Genomic DNA, 22,830 nt, shown 5'->3' with positions numbered 1-22,830 from the left:
GTCCGAGGGGAGTCGTCGCATGTACCGTTGGTTAGCCGAGAATCTTGGGAACGTCAGCGTCAAACGCAAGCTGGGCATCGGTTTCGGCCTGGTGCTGTTGCTCACCCTGCTGATTACCTTTACCGGCTGGACCGGCATGAGCGGCATCATCAGCCGTGGCGACAAGCTCGGTTTCATCTCCAGCCTCAACGAGCTGACCAAGGACCTGCGCCTGGCGCGTCTGGACTATGAAGCGCGTCGCGGCGAACAAGGCCCGGGCGCGGTCAACGAGTTACTGGCCAAACTCGCCAGCGGCTTGCAAACCGCGCGCGGCCTGATCGAGCAGCCCTCAGATGCGGCCATGGTCGATCAGCAACTGGCCGCTGTCGCCGAGTACAAACGTGCCTTCGCCGACATGACACAGGCCACCGTGCAGCGTGAGGACGCGCGCAGCAAGCTCGGCGCCAGTGCCGACAATGCCGTGGCCAAAGTCTCGGAAGTCGAGAAATCCATGCTGCAAGGTGACAGCGTCGCGCAATTCAACAGCGTGATCGAACTGAGCAAACTGTTGCAGCAAGCGCGCTATCAGGTGCGCGGCTACACCTACAGCGGCAAGGCCGAGGCGGAGCAGCCCGCGCTGGACGCCATCGACAATGCACTGAAAAACCTCGACAGCCTGCCGGCGAAACTGCCCGAACAGCACATCGCCAACCTGCAACAGGCCACCGACTCGATCAAGGCTTATCGCGCGGCGGTCGCTCAGTTCCGCGACTCGCAGGTGAACAATGCCAAGGCCGGGGCAACCATGACGGCGCAGGGCGACATCCTCCTCGACCTCAGCAAGAAGCTCACCGAATCACAAACCGTGGTGCGCGATACCGATGCCGCGCACGCCAAGAACATGCTGATCATCGCCACCCTGCTGGCCGTGGCCTTCGGTTTGCTGGCCGCGTGGGCGATCACCCGGCAGATCATCATTCCACTGAACCAGACCCTGAAGGTCGCCGAACGTGTGGCTGCCGGCGACTTGACCCACAACCTGGTGTCTCAGCGTCGCGACGAACTCGGCCAGTTGCAACGTTCGATGCAGAGCATGACCCAAGGCCTGCGCGAGTTGATCGGTGGCATCAGCGACGGCGTCACGCAGATCGCCAGCGCCGCCGAAGAGCTGTCGGCGGTCACCGAGCAGACCAGCGCCGGGGTCAACAATCAGAAAGTCGAGACCGACCAGGTCGCCACCGCCATGAACGAAATGGCCGCCACCGTGCAGGAAGTCGCACGCAACGCCGAGGAGGCTTCCGAAGCCGCCGTGGCCGCCGACCAGCAAGCCCGCGAAGGTGACAAGGTGGTTGGTGAAGCCATTGCGCAGATCGAGCGTCTGGCCGTCGAAGTCGGCCACTCCACCGAAGCCATGGGCGAACTCAAGCGCGAGAGCGACAAGATCGGCAGCGTGCTCGACGTGATCAAGTCCGTGGCCCAGCAAACCAACCTGCTGGCGCTAAACGCCGCGATCGAAGCAGCGCGTGCCGGTGAGGCCGGGCGTGGTTTTGCGGTAGTTGCCGATGAAGTGCGCAGCCTCGCCCAGCGCACGCAGAAGTCCACCGAAGAGATCGAAGAGCTGATCGTCGGCCTGCAGAACGGCACCCAGCAAGTGGCAACGATCATGGACAACAGCCGCAGCCTGACCGACAGCAGCGTCGAACTGACCCGCCGTGCCGGTGGCTCACTGGAAAGCATCACCCGCACCGTCTCGGCGATTCAGGCGATGAACCAGCAGATTGCAGCGGCAGCCGAGCAGCAGAGTGCCGTGGCCGAGGAGATCAACCGTAGCGTGCTGAATGTGCGAGATGTGTCGGATCAGACGTCGGCGGCGAGTGAAGAAACGGCGGCGTCGAGTGTTGAGCTGGCGCGGTTGGGGACGCATCTGCAGATGCTGGTGGGGCGGTTCAAGGTTTGAGGTGATCCGAAAACCTCGGTTCATTCAGAACCGAGGTGATGCTTTCGCGAGCAGGCTCGCTCCCACATTGGACCGCGTCCGCTTGGTCAACTGTGGGAGCGAGCCTGCTCGCGAAGGCGTCCTGAGAGACGCTGAAATTACAAGACCTGCCGCAGGAAAGCCTGAGCGCGCGGATCCTTCGGCGCATCAAAGAACTCCGCCGGGGAAGCATCTTCCAGCAGTTTACCGTGATCGAAGAACAGCACCCGATCCGCCACTTCCCGGGCGAAACCCATTTCGTGGGTGACGCAGACCATGGTCATGCCTTCCACGGCCAGATTCTTCATCACATCCAGCACTTCACCGACCATTTCCGGGTCGAGGGCCGAAGTCGGTTCGTCGAACAGCATCACTTTCGGGTCCATCGCCAGCGCCCGGGCAATCGCCACGCGCTGTTGCTGACCGCCGGACAGGCGTGACGGATATTCCCGGGCCTTCTGCGCAATACCGACCTTTTCCAGCAACGCCAGGGCCTTGGCCTCGCTTTCTTTCTGCCCACGCTTGCGCACCACTTTCTGTGCCAGGCAGAGGTTTTCCAGCACGGTCATGTGCGGGAACAGGTTGAAATGCTGAAAGACCATGCCGACTTCGCGGCGGTAAGCGTTGACGTCGGTTTTCGGGTCGGCCAGTTGCAGGCCGTCGATGCTCACCGAGCCCGAGTCGAACTCTTCCAGGCCGTTGAGGCAGCGCAGGAAGGTCGATTTGCCCGAGCCCGACGGGCCGATCACCACCAGCACTTCGCCCTTGGCGACAGATGTGGTGACGTTATCCACCGCCCGGACTACCTGGCCACGGGTGTCGAAGACTTTTACCAGATCGCGGACTTCAATCACTTTGCGCGAGCCTCCGCTCAAGCCGGCTGGCGATTTTCGACAACGGCAGGTTGATCAACAGGTACAGGCCGGCGACACAGAACAGGATTTCGAACGGCGAGAACGAGGTGGTGATGACTTCACGACCACTTTTCAGCAGCTCGGTAATCGCAATCACCGACACCAGCGAGGTGTCCTTGACCAGGCTGATGAACTGCCCGGCCAGCGGTGGCAGTACGCGTTTAAATGCTTGCGGCAGTACCACGTGGCGCATCGACTGGCCGGCGCTCAGACCGAGCGAACGCGCCGCTTCGTTCTGGCCACGGGCAATCGACTGCACCCCGGAACGGATGATCTCGGCCACGTAGGCGCCGGTAAACAGCGACAGCGCGGCGATCCCGGCGAACTCGCGGGACAGGTTCATCACCGTGCCGATGAAGAAGTAGAAAATGAAGATTTGCACCAGCAGCGGCGTGCCGCGTACCAGTTCGACGTAGATGCTCGACAGGTCGCGCAGGGTCGGGTTGCTCGACAGGCGGCACAACCCGGTGACGAGACCGATCAGCAGACCGAGTACCCCAGACACCACCGACAGCCACAGCGTGGTCCAAAGGCCCCACAGCAGCGGCCCTGCCGCCCAGTGCCGGGTCACGCCCACGACGTCACCTTCAGCCACATCGTCGCCCTGAGCGAATTGCAGGCTGTTTTCGTCGACGGTCAGGTGCTGCTCGTCACCGGCGTCGTTGCGCAGGGTGACCTGCGCGCTACCGCCCTTGCGTACCAGCTCGGTAACGGTGGAGATATCGGTGGCACGCTGGGATTCTTCGGCCTGATAGGCGAAGTACTGCGGCACGCGGTTCCAGCGCCATTCGTAGGACATCAGCGACGTGGCGTAATACAACGCGCCCGCCAGGCCGACCAGCACCAGCACGGTCAGGACGTGCCAGGGCCATTGGGCTTTTTTCTGTTTCATTGCAGGTTCCGGTTTTTTGTTGCTATGGAGGGCCTCTTCGCGAGCAGGCTCGCTCCCACAGGGAAATGCATTCCAATGTGGGAGCGAGCCTGCTCGCGAATGGGGCGACTCGGTCTGACTGACCCAGTGTTATTCCATGTCCTTGAGCCACTCGGTGCTCTTGAACCACTTGTCATGGATGCGATCGTAGGTGCCGTCTTCGTGGATCTGGTGCAGGAAGTTGTTGATGAAGTTGATGCTGTCGTAATCACCCTTCTTCAGACCGAAGGCCAGCGGCTCGTAGGTGAACGGCTTGTCGAGGAACACCAGTTTGCCGGCGCCGACCTTGTTCACCGCGACCACGTTGTACGGCGCGTCGTAGATGAAGGCGTCGGCCTTGCCGTTGACCACGTCGAGCACGGCTTCCTGCTCGTTGTCGTAGCCGTGGTACTTGGCCTTGGCGATCAGCTTCTTGGCAACCATTTCACCGGTGGTGCCGAGCTTGGAGGTGATGCGATAGTCGGCGGTGTTCAGGTCTTTATAGGACTTGATGGTGCCTTCCAGTTCCTTGCGGATCAGCAGGGTCTGGCCGACCACGATGAACGGTTCGCTGAAGTTCAGGCGCAGGTTGCGCTCCTGAGTCAGGGTCATGCCGCTGCCGATCATGTCGAACTTGTCGGTCATCAGGGCCGGAATGATCCCGTCGTAACCGGTGGACACCAGCTCGAGCTTGACGCCCATGGCCTTGGACATGGCTTTGAGGATGTCGACTTCGAAGCCGATGATCTCGCCGCGCTTGTTGGTCATTTCGAACGGCATGTAGGTCGGATCCATACCGACTTTCAACGTGCCGCGCTTGACCGCGTCATCGATTGCACCGGCGTGCGCCGCATTGACTGCAACCAGTGCCGTGACGCCGACCAGCAGCATCGACAGATACTTCTTCATCTTCAAGTCCCCAAAACCATTGCAATTGCGGCGCGAAAACCGACTGAAATGGACAAGATCGTCCGGGCGCGCCAATTCGGGGACGGATGCTAACGCACTCGTTCGTTTGCACAAGGTTTTTTGATCGATTGCAGATCAGCGCCCGCTGTCGTCAGGACAAAAAAAACCCCGCTTTCGCGGGGTTTCTTCATCAGGCCGGTTGCGCCTGCAGCCTCACAGGCTTGAGTGGCAGCAGCGGCGCATGCGGATCGGCTTTCACCGAAGCGCGCCAGGCATCCAGCCATTCCTTGTGATCTTCGGACCAGACCAGCTCGTGCAGACGCGACAGAGCTACCGGATCGCTCAGCAGTTGCAGGCGATCATGGTTGCTCAGCGCCGCCGGGCCAGCCTTCAGGGCGTGACGTACACGCTCCTGACGCAGCCACTCGATCGGCTCGGCCTGACCGTGACGCGAGGTCGCCAGCGAGCACGCCAGGGCGTTCTGCTGCGGATCGACCACGGCGCGGATGAAGCCGTCGTTCAGCGCGTGCCAGCGGTTCTCGTGGGTGTACTGATCGGTCGCCAGCAGCGCCTGTGGCGGATTGTATTCCTCTGGGATGAGGAACAGGCTCTCGTCACGGGATTTGAGGCCCAGACCGACACGGCTGGAAATCACCGACACCGGGATCGACAGCATCAGCGAACCGACGATCGGCACCAGCCACCAGAGGAAGCTCGGGTTCAGCCAGATCACCAGCAGTGCCCAGCAGAAACCCAGCAGGGTCTGCGGACCGTGGCGCTTGACCGCCTCGCTCCAAGGTGTGGAGTCATCGTCACGCTGCGGCGAGTTCCAGGTCGCGGCCCAGCCGAGGAACGCGGCGAGCACGAAACGGGTGTGGAAAATCATCCGCACCGGCGCCAGCAGCATGGAGAACAACATCTCCAGCAGCATCGACAGGGTCACCTTGAACTTGCCACCGAACTCTTTCGCGCCCTTGGCCCAGATCAGGATGATGCTCAGCAGTTTCGGCAGGAACAGCAGCACGATGGTGGTCGAGAACAGCGCGATCGCCTTGTCCGGGTGCCATTGTGGCCACAGCGGATAGAGCTGACGCGGTTCCAGGAAGTACTGCGGCTCCATCAGCGTGTTCACCGCCAGCAGCGCGGTCGACAGCACCAGGAAGAAGAACCACAACGGCGCCGACAGGTACGACATCACGCCGGTGAGGAACACTGCGCGGTGCACCGGGTGCATACCTTTGACCAGGAACAGGCGGAAGTTCATCAGGTTGCCGTGGCACCAGCGACGGTCACGCTTGAGCTCGTCGAGCAGGTTCGGCGGCAGTTCTTCGTAGCTGCCCGGCAGATCGTAGGCAATCCACACGCCCCAGCCGGCACGGCGCATCAGCGCAGCTTCAACGAAGTCGTGAGACAGGATTGCACCGGAGAACGCACCTTTACCCGGCAACGGCGCCAGGGCGCAGTGGTCGATGAACGGCTTCATGCGGATGATCGCGTTGTGACCCCAGTAGTGGGATTCACCCAACTGCCAGAAGTGCAGACCGGCGGTGAACAGCGGACCGTACACGCGGGTAGCGAACTGCTGCATGCGCGCATACAGGGTGTCCATGCCCGACGCTCGCGGCGCGGTCTGGATGATCCCGGCGTCCGGCGTGGCTTCCATCAGGCGCACCAGACTGGTCAGGCACTCGCCGCTCATCACCGAGTCGGCGTCGAGCACGACCATGTACTTGTAGTCACCACCCCAGCGACGGCAGAAGTCGTCGAGGTTGCCGCTCTTGCGTTTCACACGGCGGCGACGGCGGCGATAGAAGATCTTGCCGAAGCCCTTGGCTTCACGGCAGACGTCCAGCCAGGCTTGCTGCTCGGCGACGCAGATATCGGTGTCGTTACTGTCGCTGAGGACGAAGAAGTCGAAGCGATCCAGATCACCGGTAGCGGCGACCGACTCGAAGGTGGCGCGCAGACCGGCGAATACCCGGGGCACGTCTTCGTTGCAGATCGGCATTACCAGCGCAGTACGGGCGTCTTTCGGAATCGGCTCGTTGCCGGCACTTTTGCCGGAGATACGGTATTTATCGTGACCGGTGAGCAACTCGAGGAAGCCCATCAGTGCCGTCCAGAAACCGGCCGAGACCCAGCAGAACAGAATCCCGAACAGGATCAGGATGCTGGTCTGCAGCGCATACGGCAGCACTTGCGTGGCGGTTTGCAGCAGCGGCTGGTGCAGCACTTCGTCCAGATCGACGAACGACCAGCCCTGGTACGGCATGATGCCTTTCATGTACCAGCCGGCAACGATGGTCTGACCGAGCATCAGCAGCAACAGAATGTAACGTCGAATCGAACCAACCGTGCGCCAGCGCGCTGCCGGCAAGACGTTTTCGTCCTTCGGCGGCTGCGGCGGGTTGGTGCGCCCGGTCAGGCGGCGCCAGCCACGCACCAGAATATTGGTGCGCCAAGGCTCCGGCACGACTTTGGTCCGACGGATCGGCGGAGTCGCCTTCATGCTGACCCGACCGCTGGCGTCGAGCACCAGCATTTCCGCCTCTTCCAGCTCCTCGGCGGTGCTCAGGGTCAGGCGCTTGCCCACCGAAGCCTGGGCGGCTTCGGCAGGCGCGTCGAACGTCGGCGACGACAGACGCTGGTGCAGTTCGCTGAAGGACTGGCAGCCCGCGAGTTCCGCGCGCTGCTCGTCGGTCATCGGCAGATGCGCCAGATACTCGGACAGAGTCTCTGGCTGTACTTGAGAGTTACTCATCGGCAGGCAACTGATAGCTCCAGGTCTCGGTCAGGACTTCTTCAGTCGGTGCCGATTCCGGTGTGGCTGGGGCCGCGTTCGCAGCCGCTGGCTGCTTGGCGTCTTTGTTGGCCTTGTCCTTGGCATCTGCGGCTGGCTTGGCGTCGGCCTGTTTGGCCTCGGCTGCCTTGGCTTCCTTCTCGTCTTTCTCTTGTTGCTTGGCCGCGACCTTGTCCGCCTTGGCCACCGACGAGTTCGACGCCGGTACCGAAGACTTGGCCAGATCAGCGGTGACCACTGGCTGTACCAGGGCGGCCCGCATCTCGGTGGACTTGCTCGCGTCCTTGATCTTCATGCGCAGGGTCAGGCGCCAGCCCTTGGTTTCCGGGTTGTAACGCACGCTGTTCTCGACCAGTTCGGCGTTATCGCCAACGCTGACCTGACTGCGCACGTCGGCATCCGGGGCCAGAGCCGCCAACGATGGACCTTCGAAGTCGACCAGGTAGGCGACGCTGCCATCCGGTTGACGGATCAGGTTCGACTGCTTAACGTCACCGGTCGAGCGCAGGGTCTGCTTGACCCAGGCGCTGTCGGGGGCGTGAATCGCCGCTTCGTCCATGGTCCAGTGCAGGCGGTAGGCGAAGTCCAGCGGCTTGCCTGGCTCCGGCATGGTTTCCGGGCTCCAGAACGCAACGATGTTGTCGTTGGTTTCATCGGCGGTCGGAATCTCTACCAGATCAACGGTACCCTTGCCCCACTCGCCCTTCGGCTCGATCCAGGCGCTTGGGCGCTTGTCGTAGCGATCGTCGAGGTCTTCGTAGTGGCTGAAGTCGCGGCCACGCTGCAGCAGACCGAAACCACGCGGGTTCTCGACGCTGAAGTTGCTCACGGCCAGGTGTTTCGGGTTGTTCAGCGGACGCCAGATCCACTCGCCGTTGCCGGCATGGATCGACAGACCGCTGGAGTCGTGCAGTTCACGACGGTAGTTGAGGACTTTCGACGGCTGGTTGGCGCCGAACAGGAACATGCTGGTCAACGGTGCGATGCCCAGTTTGCCGACCTTGTCACGCAGGAACATCTGCGCCTTGACGTCGACAATGGTGTCGCTGCCCGGACGCAGGATCAGGCGATAGGCACCGGTGGCGCGCGGCGAATCCAGCAGGGCGAAGATCACCAGATGCTTGTCACCCGGCTTCGGCTGCTGAATCCAGAACTCGCGGAAACGCGGGAATTCTTCGCCCGACGGCAGTGCGGTGTCGATCGCCAGACCACGGGCCGACAGACCGTAAGTGTGACCCTTGCCGACGACGCGGAAGTAGCTCGCGCCGAGCATGGTCATGATTTCGTCTTGTTTGTCGGCCTTGTTGATCGGGTACAGCACACGGAAACCGGCGTAGCCCAGTTGTTCAGTGGCCTTCGGATCGAACTTGAGGTCGCCGAAATCGAAGCGGGTCGGATCGTATTTGATCTCTTCGACGGTGTTCGCCGTGATTTCGTTGATTTTCACCGGCGTGTCGAAGTGCATGCCCTGGTGATAGAAGGACAGCTTGAACGGTGTCTTTTGATCAGCCCACTCAGCCTTTTCGGTGAGGAAGCGGATTTTCTGATAATCCGCGAACTTCATGTCGCGGAATTCGTTCGGCAGGTTGCTGCGCGGGGCTTCGAACTTCTGCCCGGCCAGCTCTTTAGCCTTGGCTGATACATCGTCAAGATTGAACGCCCAAAGCTGGCCGGCGCTGAGCAGGCACAGGAGCGCCGAGCCGGCTACCAGGGCACTTCGCATGCGTTTGGCAGACATTTTTGCTGCATTACAGGGACTAACAATCACGAGCAACCCTCGCCGAAAACAGATCAAAAAACCAACGGCCAGCTATCTATATGCCAGGTTGGCGAGCATTGTTCCGACTCCGCTGGGGCAAAATGATTCCCCAATCGGATCCAGACAAGTCTCTACCTAAGTCAAAAATGGAACAGCGAACGCTGATCCCCATAGCGCGCGATTATCTAGTAGCCCGCGTGACAACGCATCAGGGGTAACAAAGTATTTATCGCGAAAAACGCCTGTTTTCAGTCGAAAAGCCCTTGAAAAGGTGTTTCAAGGGCTTTCATGTCTGTAACAGGAAGGTTACCGGGCCATCGTTGACCAGGTGCACCTGCATATCCGCGCCGAATCTACCTGATGCCACAGTGCCATGCATCTGTTTCGCTTTGTTGAATAGATAGTCGAACAATTCCTCGCCCAATGCCGGAGGGGCCGCGGTCGAGAAACTCGGGCGCAACCCACTCTTGGTGTCAGCGGCCAGGGTGAACTGAGAGACCAGCAGCAACCCGCCACCGACATCCGCCAGGGACAGATTCATCTTGCCCTCGGCGTCACTGAATACCCGATAGTTAAGCAGCTTATGCAAAAGTTTGTCGGCGCTGGTACGGGTATCGTCGGGTTCGACCGCCACCAGCACCAGCAAACCCTGATCCACCGCGCCGACTGTCTCTCCCGCGACTTCGACCCGTGCACCGCGCACGCGCTGTAACAGCCCCTTCATGCTTCTTCGGGCGGCAGGTCGAGCAAGCGACGGGCCATGTTGCTCGCGGCACGCACCAGCGCATCGGTGATACCCGGTTCGGACGCGGCGTGACCGGCGTCGCGAATCACCTGCAGCTCGCTGTTCGGCCACGCCTGATGCAGCTCCCAGGCGTTGTCCAGCGGGCAGATCACGTCGTAGCGACCGTGAATGATCACCCCCGGCAGGTGGGCGATCTTGCCCATGTCGCGGATCAGCTGATTTGGCTCGAGGAATGCGTTGTTGGTGAAGTAGTGACATTCGATCCGCGCGATCGACAGGGCGCGCTGCGGTTCGGAGAAACGGTCGACCACCAGCGGATTCGGGCGCAGGGTCGCGGTGCGTCCTTCCCACGTCGACCAGGCCTTGGCCGCATGCATCTGAGCGATCTGATCGTTACCGACCAGACGCTTGTGGAAGGCGCTGAGCAGATCGTCGCGCTCGTCCAGCGGGATTGGCGCGATGTAGTCCTGCCAGTAATCGGGAAACAGACGGCTGGCACCGGCCTGATAGAACCACTCGATTTCCTGCGGACGGCAGAGAAAGATCCCACGCAGGATCAGACCGTGTACGCGCTCCGGGTGGGTTTGCGCGTAGGCCAGCGCCAGAGTCGAACCCCACGAACCGCCGAACAGCACCCATTTATCAATGCCCAAGTGCTTGCGGATACGCTCAAGGTCAGCGACCAGATCCCAGGTGGTGTTGTTTTCCAGGCTGGCGTGCGGGGTGGAGCGTCCGCAGCCGCGCTGGTCGAAGGTGACAATGCGATACAGGTTCGGATCGAAATAGCGACGGCTCTGCGCGTCGCAACCGGCACCCGGGCCGCCGTGGATGAACACCACCGGCAAGCCTTCCGGCGAGCCGCTTTCATCGACGTACAGCGTGTGGGTGTCATCGACAGCCAGATCGTGCCGGGCGTGGGGTTTGATCTGCGGAAACAATGTCTGCATTGCGCGCTCCGTAAGGGGTCGAGGTCATCCCTGGGGGGACTTCTATTATTCTGCCGTTCGGCATCATAAACCCGATTTACGTCAATGAGCATGCTCCAGAGCAGTCAGCGTTTGTCAGCCGTAAACTTCGCAGGCTATCCACCATCCTGTGGGAGCGAGCCTGCTCGCGAATGCGGTGTGCCATTCAACGTAGATGCTGGCTGAACGGACGCCTTCGCGAGCAAGCCCGCTCCCACAGGGGTTATGCGGTGTAGTGCGACTTTGCCCAGGCCAGCAGGCCCTGCAGCAACTCCTTGAGCACCACCCGCGTCGGCTCCGCCAGATCGACGCGGTAGCGGAACGGTTCGAACTCTTCCATGTAGGTGCTCTGGCACAACTCCAGTTGCACGGCGTGGATGTTCTCGGCCGGGTTGCCGTAATGGCGGGTGATGTGGCCGCCCTTGAAGCGTCCGTTGAGCACGTGGCTGAAGTTGCCGTGGCGTGCGCAAATGGCTTCGAGCTGTCCAGCAAGCTGTGGATCGCAACTGGCGCCGTTGAAGGTGCCGAGATTGAAGTCCGGCAATTTGCCGTCGAACAGGTGCGGGATGATCGAGCGGATCGAGTGCGCGTCGAACAGCAGCGCATAGCCGAACTCGGCCTTCAGCCGCGCCAGTTGTTGTTGCAGCGTGCGGTGGTAAGGCGTCCAGATCTGCTCCAGATAAGTCGCGCGCTCCTCTTTCGAAGGCTCCAGGCCTTCCTTGAACAACGGGATGCCATCGAACAGCGTCGCCGGGTACAGCCCGGTGGTGGCGCCGGCATACAACGGTTTGTCATCGGACGGACGGTTAAGGTCGATGACGAAACGCGAGTATTCGGCGGCCAACGTGCTGGCGCCCAGTTCCTCGGCAAAGGCATAGAGCTGCGGAATGTGCCAGTCGGTGTCCGGCAGGCTTTTCGCGTCCGCGATCAGCCCGGCTTCGACCGCTGGCGTCAGGCGCACACCGGCATGCGGCATGCTGATCAGCAGCGGTACGCGACCTTGTTTGAAACTCAGAACCTTATCCACAACCGCTCTCCTACAGACTTGATTCGACGCCGTGACGCACGACGCGCTTGTCCAGATCACCACCGAGCCAATAGGCCAGATCCGCCGGACGATCGATGTGCCAGGCGACGAAATCCGCGACCTTGCCGACTTCCAGCGAACCGTGGGTATCAGCCATGCCCAGCGCTTGCGCGGCGTGAATGGTCGCGCCGGCCAGGGCTTCTTCCGGGGTCATGCGGAAGCAGGTGCAGGCCATGTTCAGCATCAGGCGCAACGACAGCGCCGGCGAGGTGCCGGGGTTGAGGTCACTGGCGATAGCGATCTTGACCTTGTGCTTGCGCAGGGCGTCCATCGGCGGCAGCTGGGTTTCGCGCAGGAAGTAGAACGCCCCCGGCAGCAACACCGCGACGGTGTCGGACTTGGCCATGGCGATGGCGTCGTCTTCGTCCATGAACTCCAGATGGTCGGCAGACAACGCGTGATACCGTGCGGCCAGACTGGAGCCATGCAGCGACGACAATTGCTCGGCATGCAGCTTCACCGGCAGGCCGAGTTTTTGTGCGGTGATGAACACCCGCTCGACCTGCTCCGGCGAGAACGCCAGGTATTCGCAGAACGCATCCACGGCGTCGACCAGCCCTTCGGCGGCCAATGCCGGGAGCATCTCGGCGCAGATGTGCTCGATGTAGTCGTCAGCGCGATCCTTGTACTCCGGCGGCAGCGCGTGGGCGGCCAGACAGGTACTGCGCACGCTGATCGGCAGCTCCTTGGCCAGGCGACGAATGACCCGCAGGATCTTGCTTTCGCTGGCCAGATCGAGACCGTAGCCGGACTTCATCTCGACCGTGGTCACGCCGTCGCGCATCAGGCTTTTCAGACGCTTGGCGGCGCTGGCGAACAGCTCGTCTTCGCTCGCTTCACGGGTGGCGCGCACGGTGCTGGCAATGCCGCCGCCCTGCGCCGCGATCTCGGCGTAGCTGACGCCTTGCAGACGCTTCTCGAATTCGCCGCTGCGGTTGCCGCCGAACACCGTGTGGGTGTGGCAGTCGATCAAGCCCGGGGTCACCCACGCGCCTTGCAGATCGTTGACCGCCGGGTATTCGCCGGACGGCAGCAGATTACGCGGGCCGATCCACTCGATATGCGCACCGGACGTCACAATGGCCGCATCCTCGATGATCGAGTAGACGCCCTGCGCCATGGTTGCGACGTGGCAGTGTTGCCAGAGGGTTTTCATCCCTTAGTCTCCACAGTATTCAAAATCGATTTCGCGAGCAGGCTCGCTCCCACAGTTGAAATGCATTCCCCTGTGGGAGCGAGCCTGCTCGCGAAGAGGCCATTACAGGCTAGGCAGCAATTTCGCCGGAACCAATTCGCTCAAGCAGCGCGAAGCCAACAACTCAGTCGCCGCATTGATGTCCGGCGCAAAGAAGCGGTCCTTCTCATAGAACGGCACTTCCTTGCGCAGAATCGCCCGCGCCTGCTCCAGCTTGGCCGAAGTCTTCAGACCGTTACGCAGATCCAGCCCCTGCACCGCCGCCAGCCATTCCACCGCGAGAATCCCGCGGGTGTTCTCGGCCATTTCCCACAGGCGCTTGCCGGCGGCCGGAGCCATCGACACGTGGTCTTCCTGGTTGGCCGAGGTCGGCAGGCTGTCGACCGAATGCGGATGGGACAGCGCCTTGTTCTCGCTGGCCAGTGCTGCGGCGGTCACCTGAGCGATCATGAAGCCGGAGTTGACCCCGCCATTGGCCACCAGGAACGGCGGCAGTTGCGACATGTGCTTGTCCATCATCAGCGAGATACGGCGTTCGCTCAGCGAGCCGATTTCAGCGATGGCCAAGGCCATGTTGTCGGCGGCCATGGCCACCGGCTCGGCGTGGAAGTTGCCACCGGAAATCACATCGCCTTCAGCGGCGAACACCAACGGGTTGTCGGACACCGCGTTGGCTTCGACCACCAGCACATCGGCGGCCTGACGGAACTGGGTCAGGCAGGCGCCCATGACTTGTGGCTGGCAACGCAAGGAGTACGGGTCCTGAACCTTCTCGCAGTTCTGGTGCGAATCGGACACTTCGCTGCGCTCGCCGAGCAGATCGCGATATGCGACTGCAGCATCGATCTGGCCTTTCTGGCCACGAGCGGCGTGAATACGTGCGTCGAACGGCGAGCGCGAACCGAGCACCGCCTCAACCGTCAGACCGCCGATTGCCAGCGCACCGGCAAACAGGTCTTCACCTTCAAACAGACCGCGTAGGGCAAATGCAGTGGACACCTGAGTACCGTTGAGCAGCGCCAGACCTTCTTTCGCCGCCAGGGTCAGCGGGGTCAGACCGGCGACTTTCAGCGCTTCGGTGGCTTCCATCCACTCGCCCTTGTAACGCGCCTTGCCTTCGCCCAGCAGCACCAGCGACATGTGCGCCAATGGCGCGAGGTCACCGGATGCACCCACCGAACCCTTGAGCGGAATATGCGGATAAACCTCGGCGTTGATCAGCGCGATCAGCGCGTCGATCACCACGCGGCGGATGCCGGAAAAACCACGGCTGAGGCTGTTGACCTTGAGCACCATGATCAAGCGCACCAGCTCATCGCTGATCGGCTGGCCGACACCGGCGGCGTGCGACAACACCAGCGAACGCTGCAGGTTTTCCAGGTCTTCGCTGGCGATGCGGGTCGACGCCAGCAGGCCGAAGCCGGTGTTGATGCCGTAGGCGGTGCGGTTCTCGGCGAGGATCTGCTCGACGCAGGCGACGCTGGCCTCGATCTGCGCCGCAGCACTGTGGTCGAGGGTCAGCTTGACCGGTTGCTGATAGACATCACGCAGTTGGGCCAGGCTCAGTTGGCCGGGAATCAGGTTCAGCGCAGTCATTAAAATGCTCCTTTTGAACATTGTTATTAACTACCAGTCGCTCCGGAGCATTCCGTTATCCGTCGTTTCTCGTCTTGTGGACGATCCGCGCCTTGGCACGCTGGTATGGGTAGTTGTCAGTGCAGATTCGGTAATACGTTGTGCAGCGCATTCGGGTTTTTCAGCACGCTGGCGGCGGTGGCGATATCCGGCGCCAGCCAGCGATCCTGATCGTAGGCCGGGACGGTTTCACGCAACAGACGCCACGCCCGATCAGTGCCCGCGCCAAAGCGCTGCTCCTTGAGGAATTCAAAGGCCTGCGCCGCCAGCAGGTACTCGATGGCGAGAATCTGCGTGCAGTTTTCCAGGGCGCGGTGCAGCTTCAGTGCAGCGCTGGTGCCCATGCTCAGGTGGTCTTCCTGCAGGCCCGAGGTGACGTAGTTGTCGAGCACCGCCGGTTGCGCCAGTTGGCGATTCTCGGCACATAGCGAAGCGGCGACGTATTGCACGATCATCATTCCGGAGTTCACCCCCGGATTGGCCACCAGAAACGCCGGCAGACCGCTGACGTGTGGGTTGACCAGACGATCGAGGCGGCGCTCGGCAATCGAGCCGATTTCAGCCATGGCAATCGCCAGCAGATCCGCTGCCATCGCCACTGACTGACCGTGCGGGTTGGCCTGCGACATCACCCGGAAGTTGTCCGGCGTGCCCAGCAGCAACGGGTTATCGGTGCAACCGTTGAGCTCGGCCTCGACCTGTTTGATCGCGTGCTCCAGTTGGTCGCGCGCCGCACCGTGTACCTGCGGGATCGAACGGATGCTCAGCGCATCCTGAGTGCGAATGCCTTTGCTGGTCGCGATCACTTCACTGCCATCGAGCAAGGCGCGCAGGTTGCTACCGACCTGTTGCATTCCGGGGTGCGGCTTGAGCGCGATGATCTCGGCATCGAACGCGGCGATCTGCCCGCGCTGCGCTTCGAAACTCATGGCGCCGATCACATCGGCCCATTGCACCAGACGCGTCGCGTCGGCAATCGCCAGGCAGCTGAGGCCGGTCATGCACGGCGTACCGTTGACCAGGCACAAACCGTCTTTCGCGCCGAGTTGCACCGGTTGCAGGCCTTCTTCGGCCAGCGCCTGTTGCGCCGAAGTGATCTGCCCGCGATAGCTGACATTGCCCACGCCCAGCAGCGCGATGCCGATGTGCGCCATGTGCGTCAGGTAACCCACCGAACCTTGCGACGGAACCTGCGGAGTGATGCCGCGATTGAGCAGCGCCAGCAACGCTTCGACCACCCGCCGGTGAATGCCGGATTTGCCGTGGCTGTAGTTGTGGATTGCGGCGCAGATGATTGCCCGGGTTTGCTCATCAGGCAGCACCGGGCCGACGCCGCAGGCGTGGCTGAGCAGGGTGTTGCGTGAGAGCTGGCTGAGCTGTTCGTCCTTCAGCGAGACGTTGGACAGACCACCCAGACCGGTGTTGACGCCATAGGCACGCTCGCCGCTTTCGACGATGCGCTGGACGATGGCCTGAGCGTTTTCGATGCGCGCCCAGGTCTCGCTCGACAGCTCCAGTTGCGCGCCGTGACGGGCGACGGCGACCACGTCCTGCCAACGCAGGGGGCTGCCGGTGATGATGATTTTTTCAGCCTGGGACATCTTTAACCTCATGCCAATTCTGTTGATACACCCTGTGGCGAGGGGATTTATCCCCGATGGGCTGCGCAGCAGCCCCAAAACCTGCAGCCAGGATGTTTCAGGTGCACCGCATGCAATGTTTGGGGGCGGCTTCGCCACCCATCGGGGATAAATCCCCTCGCCACAAAGGCAATCCATTTCAGACTACTGCCGCCCGCCGCTGCACGAACCGGTCAACATACTCGTCTGCCGGCGAATGCAGGATCTCTCTTGGCGTGCCGACCTGGATCAGGCGGCCGTCCTTGAGAATCGCGATGCGGTTGCCAATGCGCACGGCCTCGTCGAGGTCGTGAGTGATGAAGACGATGGTCTTGTGCAGGGTCTTTTGCAGCTCCAGCAACTGGTCCTGCATCTCGGCGCGGATCAGCGGGTCCAGCGCACTGAACGCTTCGTCCATCAGGATGATGTCGGTGTCGGCCGCCAGTGCCCGGGCCAGGCCCACGCGCTGGCGCATGCCGCCGGAGAGCTGGTGCGGGTATTTGTTTTCGTAGCCTTTGAGGCCCACGGTGTTGATCCAGTGCAGCGCGCGTTCGGCGCACAGTTGCTTGCTCTCGCCGCGCACTTTCAGGCCGTAGGCGACGTTCTCGATCACGGTCTTGTGCGGCAGCAGACCGAAGCTCTGGAACACCATGCTGATCTTGTGCCGGCGAAATTCGCGCAGCGCTTCCATGTCGTATTGCAGGATGTCCACACCGTCGACCAGGATCGCACCGCTGGTGGGGTCGATCAGGCGATTGAAGTGGCGCACCAGGGTCGATTTGCCGGAGCCGGACAGGCCCATGATCACGAAGATCTCGCCAGTGCCGATGCTCAGCGACAGGTCGTTGACCCCGACCACGCAACCGGTTTCGTTCAGCACCTGATCCTTGGTCTTGCCCTGGCCGACCATCGCCAGTGCGTCCTTGGCGCGGTTGCCGAAAATCTTGAAGACGTTTTTGACTTCGATCTTGCTCACGGTTGCGTTATTCATTTGCTCACCTCATGCCGTGGCCGACCGTATGCCTGAGTAATGCGGTCGATGACCACCGCGAGAATCACGATCGCCAGACCGGCTTCGAGGCCGCGTCCGACGTTGAGGGTCTGAATCCCCACCAGCACATCTTCACCCAGGCCACGGGCGCCGATCATCGAGGCGATCACCACCATCGACAGGGCCATCATGGTGGTCTGGTTGATCCCGGCCATGATGCTCGGCAGGGCCAGCGGCAGTTGCACGCCGAACAGTTGCTGCCAGCGGTTGGCACCGAAAGCGTTGATCGCTTCCATCACTTCACCGTCGACCTGGCGGATGCCCAGATCGGTCAGGCGGATCAACGGCGGCGCGGCGTAGATCACCGTGGCGAAAATCGCCGGGACCTTGCCCAGGCCGAACAGCATCAGCACCGGAATCAGGTACACGAAGCTGGGCATGGTCTGCATGATGTCGAGCAGCGGCATCAGCACCGAACGCAGGCGGTTGCTGCGCGCCGAGAGAATCCCCAGCGGAATGCCGATCAGCACCGAAATGATCGTCGCGACCATCATCAGCGCCAGGGTCTGCATGAGTTTGTCCCACAGGCCGACAGCACCGACGAGGAACAGCAGACCGACGATGACGGCGGTGGTCAGCACTTTGCGCGTGGCGTGCCAGGCGACCACGCCGACGATCGCCAGCATTAACCACCACGGCGCCGCGCGCAGCAGGCCTTCAAGGTTGACGATGGCCCACAGCAGGGTGTCCGAGATGTGGCGGAACACATCACCGTAGTTGGTGACCAGCGAATCGACCCAACCGTTGACCCAGTCGGCGATGGAAAAGGTAAAGCTTTCGGGAAACATAAGCGGCTCTCAATCAGAAATCTCAATCAAGCGATTTACGGCATATCTCCCGGCCAGCCTCACGGTTGACCGGGAGGTATCGACCTACAGCGCCGCGTCGATTTTCTTGGCTGCGTCGTCACTGACCCACGCGTGCCAGACCTCAGGATGTTCCTTGAGGAAGATTTTCGCCAGTTTTGGCGACTCGATACGTTCCTTCGCCATGCGGCCCAGGTTCTGGTTCAGCAGGTCGATCGGCAGGTTGACCTTTTCCAGCACGGCCACCAGCTCTGGCGCCTGCTCGTGGAAGGTTTTCGACAGGCCGACCTTGATGCTCACGCTTTTGTCGACGCCCGGCTTTTCTTCCAGCTTGACCGCGTCGATCTGGCCCATCAGCGGGGTTGGCGACCAGTAATAAAACAGGATCGGCTCGCCACGCTTGTAGCTCGACAGCACCGCCGCATCCAGGGCCGGGCCGGTGCCCGGGCGGAAGTTGGTGTAGGTGTTTTCCAGGCCGTAGCTCTTGAGCATTTCGCTGTTGTCCAGCTCGCAGGTCCAGCCCGCCGGGCAGTTGTAGAAACGGCCCTTGGACGGCTCTTCGGCGTCTTTGAAAACAGCCGCGTACTTGCCCAGGTCGGCGATGTTTTTCAGCTCCGGGGCTTTTGCCTCGATCTTGCGTTTGGCGTCGCCTTCGATCACGTAGCGCGGCACGTACCAGCCTTCGATAGCGCCGACGATCGGGGCGCCGACACCGACGACCTTGCCGGCCTTCTCGGCCTTGTTCCAGACTTCGCTGCGGCCGACCCATTCTTCGGCGAACACTTGAATGTCGTTGCTGCTCAGGGCGTTCTCCATGGTGATGGAGTTGCCCGGCAGGCTGTCGGTCTTGCAGTCGTAACCTTTCTCCAGCACCACTTGCAGCACGTCGGTCAGCAGCATGCCGCTTTCCCAGTTCAGACCGGCGAATTTCACCGGTTTACCGGACTCGCACCAACCGGCTGCCTGAGTGGCACCGGCACTGGCCAGCAGGCCCATGGACAACAGTGTGGTGAGCAGGGTCTTGTTCGATTTCATTGTTGCGACGCTCCTAATCATGAATTGGCTTACGGCAGTCAAGAGGCATCCAGCCCTGTCCACGTCCAATCAGGCCTGCGCCGCAGCGCGCCCGGCCCCACTTTTTTCAGGTGGTACAACGCTGTTCTGCTCGACCGGCAGAATCAGTTGATCAGGCACCGAGCCGTGCCATTTTTTTGCGCACACGTAATAGAGGGCAGCAGGCAGCACCAGACCGATGATCCAGGAGATATCCACGTCACCGAGGGCGGCCACCAGCGGGCCGGTGTAGAACTTGGTGGAGATGAACGGCAGTTGCACCAGCACGCCGAACACATAGACGCTGATCCCGAGCAGATTCCAGCGGCCATAGCGACCGTTCGGATCGGCCAGCGCCGGCACGTCATAGCGCTCGCGGGTGATGCAGTAGTAGTCGACCAGGTTGATCGCGCTCCATGGCGTGAAGAACGCCAGCAGGAACAGGATGAACGACTTGAACGCACCGAGGAACGAGTGCTGACCGAGCAAGGCGATCAGGGTGGCGGCGCCGACGATCACCAGCACGAACACCAGCCGTTGCAGGCGCGAGACCGTCAGGTGTCCACGGAAGCCGCTGATGATGGTGGCGATGCACATGAAGCTGCCGTAGGAGTTCAGCGTCGAAATGGTCACCTTGCCGAAGGCGATGCTGAAGTACAGCAGCGCGGCGGTGGCACCGGTGCCGCCCAGTCCGACGATGTAGGCCACTTCGTGACCGGCAAACTGGCCGTTGGCCGAAGCTGCCGCGAACACGCCGAGGACCATCGCCACCTGCGCGCCGATGACCGAACCGGCGCCAGCGGCAAAGAAGGTTTTCACCGAGGAAACCTTGCTCGGCAGGTAACGCGAATAGTCAGCCACATAAGGGCCGAACGCGATCTGCCAGGACGCCGCGAGCGACACCGCCAGCAGGAAGCTGCTCCAACTGAAGTGACGGATCTGCAACAGTGCGCCCACATCCACCTGACTCAGCAGACGGCTGAACAGATACACGAAGGCAATCACGCCGATGACACTGGCAACCCGGCCGATCCAGTGGATCACCCGATAACCGAGCACCGTGACCACTACGATGACACTGGCGAACAGCAGGATGCCAACCGTGTCGCTGACGCCAAACAACTGGCCCAGCGCCTGGCCGGAAAGCACCGTACCGGTGGCGGTGAAACCCAGGTACATCAGGCACACCAGCACGATCGGGATCGCCGCGCCGTACACGCCGAATTGCACGCGGCTGGAAATCATCTGCGGCAGGCCCAGTTTCGGCCCTTGCGCCGCATGCAGCGCCATCACGCCACCGCCCAGCAGTTGACCGATCAACAGACCGATCAACGACCAGAACACATCACCGCCCAGCACCACGGCCAGGGCCCCGGTGACAATCGCAGTGATTTGCAGATTCGCACCCATCCACAGAGTGAACTGGCTCAACAGACGACCGTGTCTTTCCGCTTCCGGGATGTAGTCGATCGAACGCCTTTCGATCAACGGTTTGTTGCCTGCACGATCGGGGGTTACAGCCATGATTCAACCTCTGTGGATTGTTATTCGAGTTCACTGAGCGTCTTGCGCACTAGTGTGGGAGCGAGCCTGCTCGCGAAGGCGTCAGCACATTCAACATGTGTGGTGGCTGACAGACCGCATTCGCGAGCAGGCTCGCTCCCACAAGGTTGTGCGTTTATTTACCGGTAATCATCGGCAGGTTCAGCCCCTGCTCCTTGGCGCAGTCGATAGCGATCTGGTAACCGGCATCGGCGTGACGCATGACGCCAGTGGCCGGGTCGTTGTGCAGCACGCGCGCAATACGCTCGGCCGCTTCGTCAGTACCGTCGCAGACAATCACCATGCCCGAGTGCTGGGAGAAGCCCATGCCCACGCCGCCGCCGTGGTGCAGGGAAACCCAGGTCGCGCCGCTCGCGGTGTTCAGCAGCGCATTGAGCAGTGGCCAGTCGGACACGGCGTCGGAACCGTCCTGCATCGATTCAGTTTCGCGGTTCGGGCTGGCAACGGAGCCTGAGTCGAGGTGGTCGCGACCGATCACGATCGGTGCCGACAGCTCGCCGCTGCGCACCATTTCGTTGAACGCCAGACCGAGCTTGGCGCGCAGGCCCAGACCGACCCAGCAGATACGTGCCGGCAGACCCTGGAAGCTGATGCGCTCACGGGCCATGTCCAGCCAGTTGTGCAGGTGCGCGTCGTCCGGGATCAGCTCTTTGACTTTGGCGTCGGTTTTGTAGATGTCCTGCGGATCACCCGACAGCGCCGCCCAGCGGAACGGACCGATGCCACGGCAGAACAGTGGGCGGATGTAGGCCGGTACAAAGCCCGGGAAGTCGAACGCGTTTTCCACGCCTTCTTCTTGCGCCATCTGACGGATGTTGTTGCCGTAGTCGAAGGTCGGAATGCCTTGTTTCTGGAAGTCCAGCATCGCTTTGACGTGGACGGCCATCGACTGCTTGGCGGCCTTGATCACAGCGGCCGGCTCGGTCTTGGCGCGGGCGCGGTATTCGTCCCAGGTCCAGCCCGCCGGCAGGTAACCGTTGAGTGGGTCGTGGGCGCTGGTCTGGTCGGTGACCATGTCCGGACGCACGCCGCGCTTGACCAGTTCTGGCAGAATTTCTGCCGCGTTGCCCAGCAGGGCGATGGAGATCGCCTTGCCTTCGGCGGTGTATTTGGCGATGCGCGCCAGGGCGTCATCGAGATCTTTGGCCTGCTCGTCGACGTAGCGGCTTTTCAGGCGGAAATCGATGCTCACCTGCTGGCATTCGATGTTCAGCGAGCAGGCACCGGCCAGGGTAGCGGCCAGTGGCTGAGCACCGCCCATGCCGCCCAGACCCGCGGTCAGGACCCACTTGCCTTTGAGGTTGTCGTTGTAGTGCTGGCGACCAGCTTCGACGAAGGTTTCGTAGGTGCCCTGAACGATGCCCTGGCTGCCGATGTAGATCCAGCTGCCGGCGGTCATCTGGCCGTACATGGCCAGGCCTTTGGCGTCGAGTTCGTTGAAGTGTTCCCAGCTCGCCCAGTGCGGCACCAGGTTGGAGTTGGCGATCAATACGCGCGGGGCGTTGCTGTGGGTCTTGAACACGCCGACCGGTTTGCCCGATTGCACCAGCAGGGTCTCGTCGTCGTTCAGATTGGTCAGGCTTTCGACGATTTTGTCGTAGCACTCCCAATTACGCGCCGCGCGACCGATGCCACCGTAGACCACCAGCTCTTTCGGATTCTCGGCCACTTCCGGATCGAGGTTGTTCATCAGCATGCGCAGCGGCGCTTCGGTCAGCCAGCTCTTGGCGGTCAGCTTGTTGCCGCGCGATGCACGGATTTCGACGTCACGTCTCTTTGTATAAACGGCAGTTGTAGGCTTATTGTCAGTCACGAAAAAGACTCCTCAGCGATCAATTCAAACCAACCCTGGCAGTGGGCAAGCA

The 22,830-nt window shown here is 61.6% G+C and carries 17 protein-coding genes; 1 reads left to right on the top strand and 16 read right to left on the bottom strand.

Features of this window, described 5'->3' with window-relative positions; genetic code table 11:
* The first annotated feature begins 19 nt into the window (after positions 1-19).
* Positions 20-1,936 (top strand): methyl-accepting chemotaxis protein, encoded by a 1,917-nt coding sequence (locus H043_RS0107265; RefSeq protein ID WP_027611293.1) that lies wholly within the window; start codon positions 20-22, stop codon positions 1,934-1,936.
* A 137-nt stretch (positions 1,937-2,073) separates the two neighbouring features.
* Here H043_RS0107265 and H043_RS0107260 read toward each other — a convergent pair whose 3' ends face one another.
* The 16 genes from H043_RS0107260 to hutU all read right to left on the bottom strand — a co-directional run bounded on the left by H043_RS0107260 (position 2,074) and on the right by hutU (position 22,778).
* Positions 2,074-2,808, bottom strand: a complete 735-nt coding sequence (locus tag H043_RS0107260) for an amino acid ABC transporter ATP-binding protein (protein ID WP_007961769.1) — start codon at positions 2,806-2,808, stop codon at positions 2,074-2,076.
* Complete coding sequence (locus H043_RS0107255) at positions 2,801-3,760, bottom strand: amino acid ABC transporter permease (RefSeq protein ID WP_027611292.1); 960 nt, start codon at positions 3,758-3,760, stop codon at positions 2,801-2,803. The genes H043_RS0107260 and H043_RS0107255 overlap by 8 nt, the downstream gene beginning before the upstream one ends.
* A 129-nt stretch (positions 3,761-3,889) precedes the next feature.
* Entirely contained in the window at positions 3,890-4,687 is a 798-nt protein-coding gene (locus tag H043_RS0107250) for a transporter substrate-binding domain-containing protein (RefSeq protein ID WP_003220833.1), read from the bottom strand.
* A gap of 190 nt (positions 4,688-4,877) precedes the next feature.
* Positions 4,878-7,448: a glucans biosynthesis glucosyltransferase MdoH gene (gene mdoH / locus H043_RS0107245; protein WP_027611291.1), complete on the bottom strand. Its 2,571-nt coding sequence runs from the start codon at positions 7,446-7,448 to the stop codon at positions 4,878-4,880.
* Entirely contained in the window at positions 7,441-9,225 is a 1,785-nt protein-coding gene (locus tag H043_RS0107240; RefSeq protein WP_167734086.1) for a glucan biosynthesis protein G, read from the bottom strand. The genes mdoH and H043_RS0107240 overlap by 8 nt, the downstream gene beginning before the upstream one ends.
* Positions 9,226-9,532: 307 nt before the next feature.
* Positions 9,533-9,970: a D-aminoacyl-tRNA deacylase gene (gene dtd, locus H043_RS0107235; RefSeq protein WP_027611289.1), complete on the bottom strand. Its 438-nt coding sequence runs from the start codon at positions 9,968-9,970 to the stop codon at positions 9,533-9,535.
* Positions 9,967-10,938: a prolyl aminopeptidase gene (gene pip / locus H043_RS0107230; RefSeq protein WP_003220824.1), complete on the bottom strand. Its 972-nt coding sequence runs from the start codon at positions 10,936-10,938 to the stop codon at positions 9,967-9,969. The genes dtd and pip overlap by 4 nt, the downstream gene beginning before the upstream one ends.
* A gap of 241 nt (positions 10,939-11,179) precedes the next feature.
* Positions 11,180-11,983 (bottom strand): N-formylglutamate deformylase, encoded by an 804-nt coding sequence (gene hutG / locus H043_RS0107225; protein ID WP_027611288.1) that lies wholly within the window; start codon positions 11,981-11,983, stop codon positions 11,180-11,182.
* Between the two features lie 10 nt (positions 11,984-11,993).
* On the bottom strand, positions 11,994-13,199 hold the full coding sequence (gene hutI, locus H043_RS0107220) for an imidazolonepropionase (protein WP_027611287.1): 1,206 nt from the start codon (positions 13,197-13,199) through the stop codon (positions 11,994-11,996).
* Positions 13,200-13,301: 102 nt separating this feature from the next.
* The gene (gene hutH / locus H043_RS0107215; protein WP_027611286.1) at positions 13,302-14,834 is read right to left on the bottom strand and encodes a histidine ammonia-lyase; all 1,533 of its coding nucleotides are present in this window, start codon (positions 14,832-14,834) and stop codon (positions 13,302-13,304) included.
* Positions 14,835-14,950: 116 nt separating this feature from the next.
* Positions 14,951-16,474: a histidine ammonia-lyase gene (gene hutH / locus H043_RS0107210; protein WP_027611285.1), complete on the bottom strand. Its 1,524-nt coding sequence runs from the start codon at positions 16,472-16,474 to the stop codon at positions 14,951-14,953.
* A gap of 178 nt (positions 16,475-16,652) precedes the next feature.
* Positions 16,653-17,483, bottom strand: a complete 831-nt coding sequence (locus H043_RS28965; RefSeq protein WP_047601084.1) for a glycine betaine/L-proline ABC transporter ATP-binding protein — start codon at positions 17,481-17,483, stop codon at positions 16,653-16,655.
* Positions 17,480-18,331: a proline/glycine betaine ABC transporter permease gene (locus H043_RS0107200; protein ID WP_027611284.1), complete on the bottom strand. Its 852-nt coding sequence runs from the start codon at positions 18,329-18,331 to the stop codon at positions 17,480-17,482. The genes H043_RS28965 and H043_RS0107200 overlap by 4 nt, the downstream gene beginning before the upstream one ends.
* A gap of 84 nt (positions 18,332-18,415) precedes the next feature.
* Positions 18,416-19,384, bottom strand: coding sequence for an ABC transporter substrate-binding protein (locus H043_RS0107195; protein ID WP_027611283.1), 969 nt, complete (start codon positions 19,382-19,384; stop codon positions 18,416-18,418).
* Positions 19,385-19,453: 69 nt separating this feature from the next.
* Positions 19,454-20,926, bottom strand: coding sequence for a cytosine permease (locus tag H043_RS0107190; protein ID WP_027611282.1), 1,473 nt, complete (start codon positions 20,924-20,926; stop codon positions 19,454-19,456).
* 154 nt (positions 20,927-21,080) lie between these two features.
* On the bottom strand, positions 21,081-22,778 hold the full coding sequence (gene hutU, locus H043_RS0107185) for a urocanate hydratase (RefSeq protein WP_027611281.1): 1,698 nt from the start codon (positions 22,776-22,778) through the stop codon (positions 21,081-21,083).
* Between the last annotated feature and the right edge of the window lie 52 nt (positions 22,779-22,830).

This window comes from Pseudomonas sp. URIL14HWK12:I6 (assembly GCF_000514195.1).
Lineage (GTDB): Bacteria > Pseudomonadota > Gammaproteobacteria > Pseudomonadales > Pseudomonadaceae > Aquipseudomonas > Aquipseudomonas putida_A.
Note: the sequence above shows the minus strand (reverse complement) of the source record. Positions and strands in the feature narration are given on the sequence as shown.

What these genes read in the sequence shown, in the direction of transcription:
- H043_RS0107265 (WP_027611293.1), top strand. Translation starts at nt 20, where the DNA reads ATGTACCGTTGGTTAGCCGAGAATCTTGGGAACGTCAGCGTCAAACGC.
- H043_RS0107255 (WP_027611292.1), bottom strand. Translation starts at nt 3,760, where the DNA reads ATGAAACAGAAAAAAGCCCAATGGCCCTGGCACGTCCTGACCGTGCTG.
- H043_RS0107250 (WP_003220833.1), bottom strand. Translation starts at nt 4,687, where the DNA reads ATGAAGAAGTATCTGTCGATGCTGCTGGTCGGCGTCACGGCACTGGTT.
- mdoH (WP_027611291.1), bottom strand. Translation starts at nt 7,448, where the DNA reads ATGAGTAACTCTCAAGTACAGCCAGAGACTCTGTCCGAGTATCTGGCG.
- H043_RS0107240 (WP_167734086.1), bottom strand. Translation starts at nt 9,225, where the DNA reads ATGTCTGCCAAACGCATGCGAAGTGCCCTGGTAGCCGGCTCGGCGCTC.
- dtd (WP_027611289.1), bottom strand. Translation starts at nt 9,970, where the DNA reads ATGAAGGGGCTGTTACAGCGCGTGCGCGGTGCACGGGTCGAAGTCGCG.
- pip (WP_003220824.1), bottom strand. Translation starts at nt 10,938, where the DNA reads ATGCAGACATTGTTTCCGCAGATCAAACCCCACGCCCGGCACGATCTG.
- hutI (WP_027611287.1), bottom strand. Translation starts at nt 13,199, where the DNA reads ATGAAAACCCTCTGGCAACACTGCCACGTCGCAACCATGGCGCAGGGC.
- hutH (WP_027611286.1), bottom strand. Translation starts at nt 14,834, where the DNA reads ATGACTGCGCTGAACCTGATTCCCGGCCAACTGAGCCTGGCCCAACTG.
- hutH (WP_027611285.1), bottom strand. Translation starts at nt 16,474, where the DNA reads ATGTCCCAGGCTGAAAAAATCATCATCACCGGCAGCCCCCTGCGTTGG.
- H043_RS28965 (WP_047601084.1), bottom strand. Translation starts at nt 17,483, where the DNA reads ATGAATAACGCAACCGTGAGCAAGATCGAAGTCAAAAACGTCTTCAAG.
- H043_RS0107200 (WP_027611284.1), bottom strand. Translation starts at nt 18,331, where the DNA reads ATGTTTCCCGAAAGCTTTACCTTTTCCATCGCCGACTGGGTCAACGGT.
- H043_RS0107195 (WP_027611283.1), bottom strand. Translation starts at nt 19,384, where the DNA reads ATGAAATCGAACAAGACCCTGCTCACCACACTGTTGTCCATGGGCCTG.
- H043_RS0107190 (WP_027611282.1), bottom strand. Translation starts at nt 20,926, where the DNA reads ATGGCTGTAACCCCCGATCGTGCAGGCAACAAACCGTTGATCGAAAGG.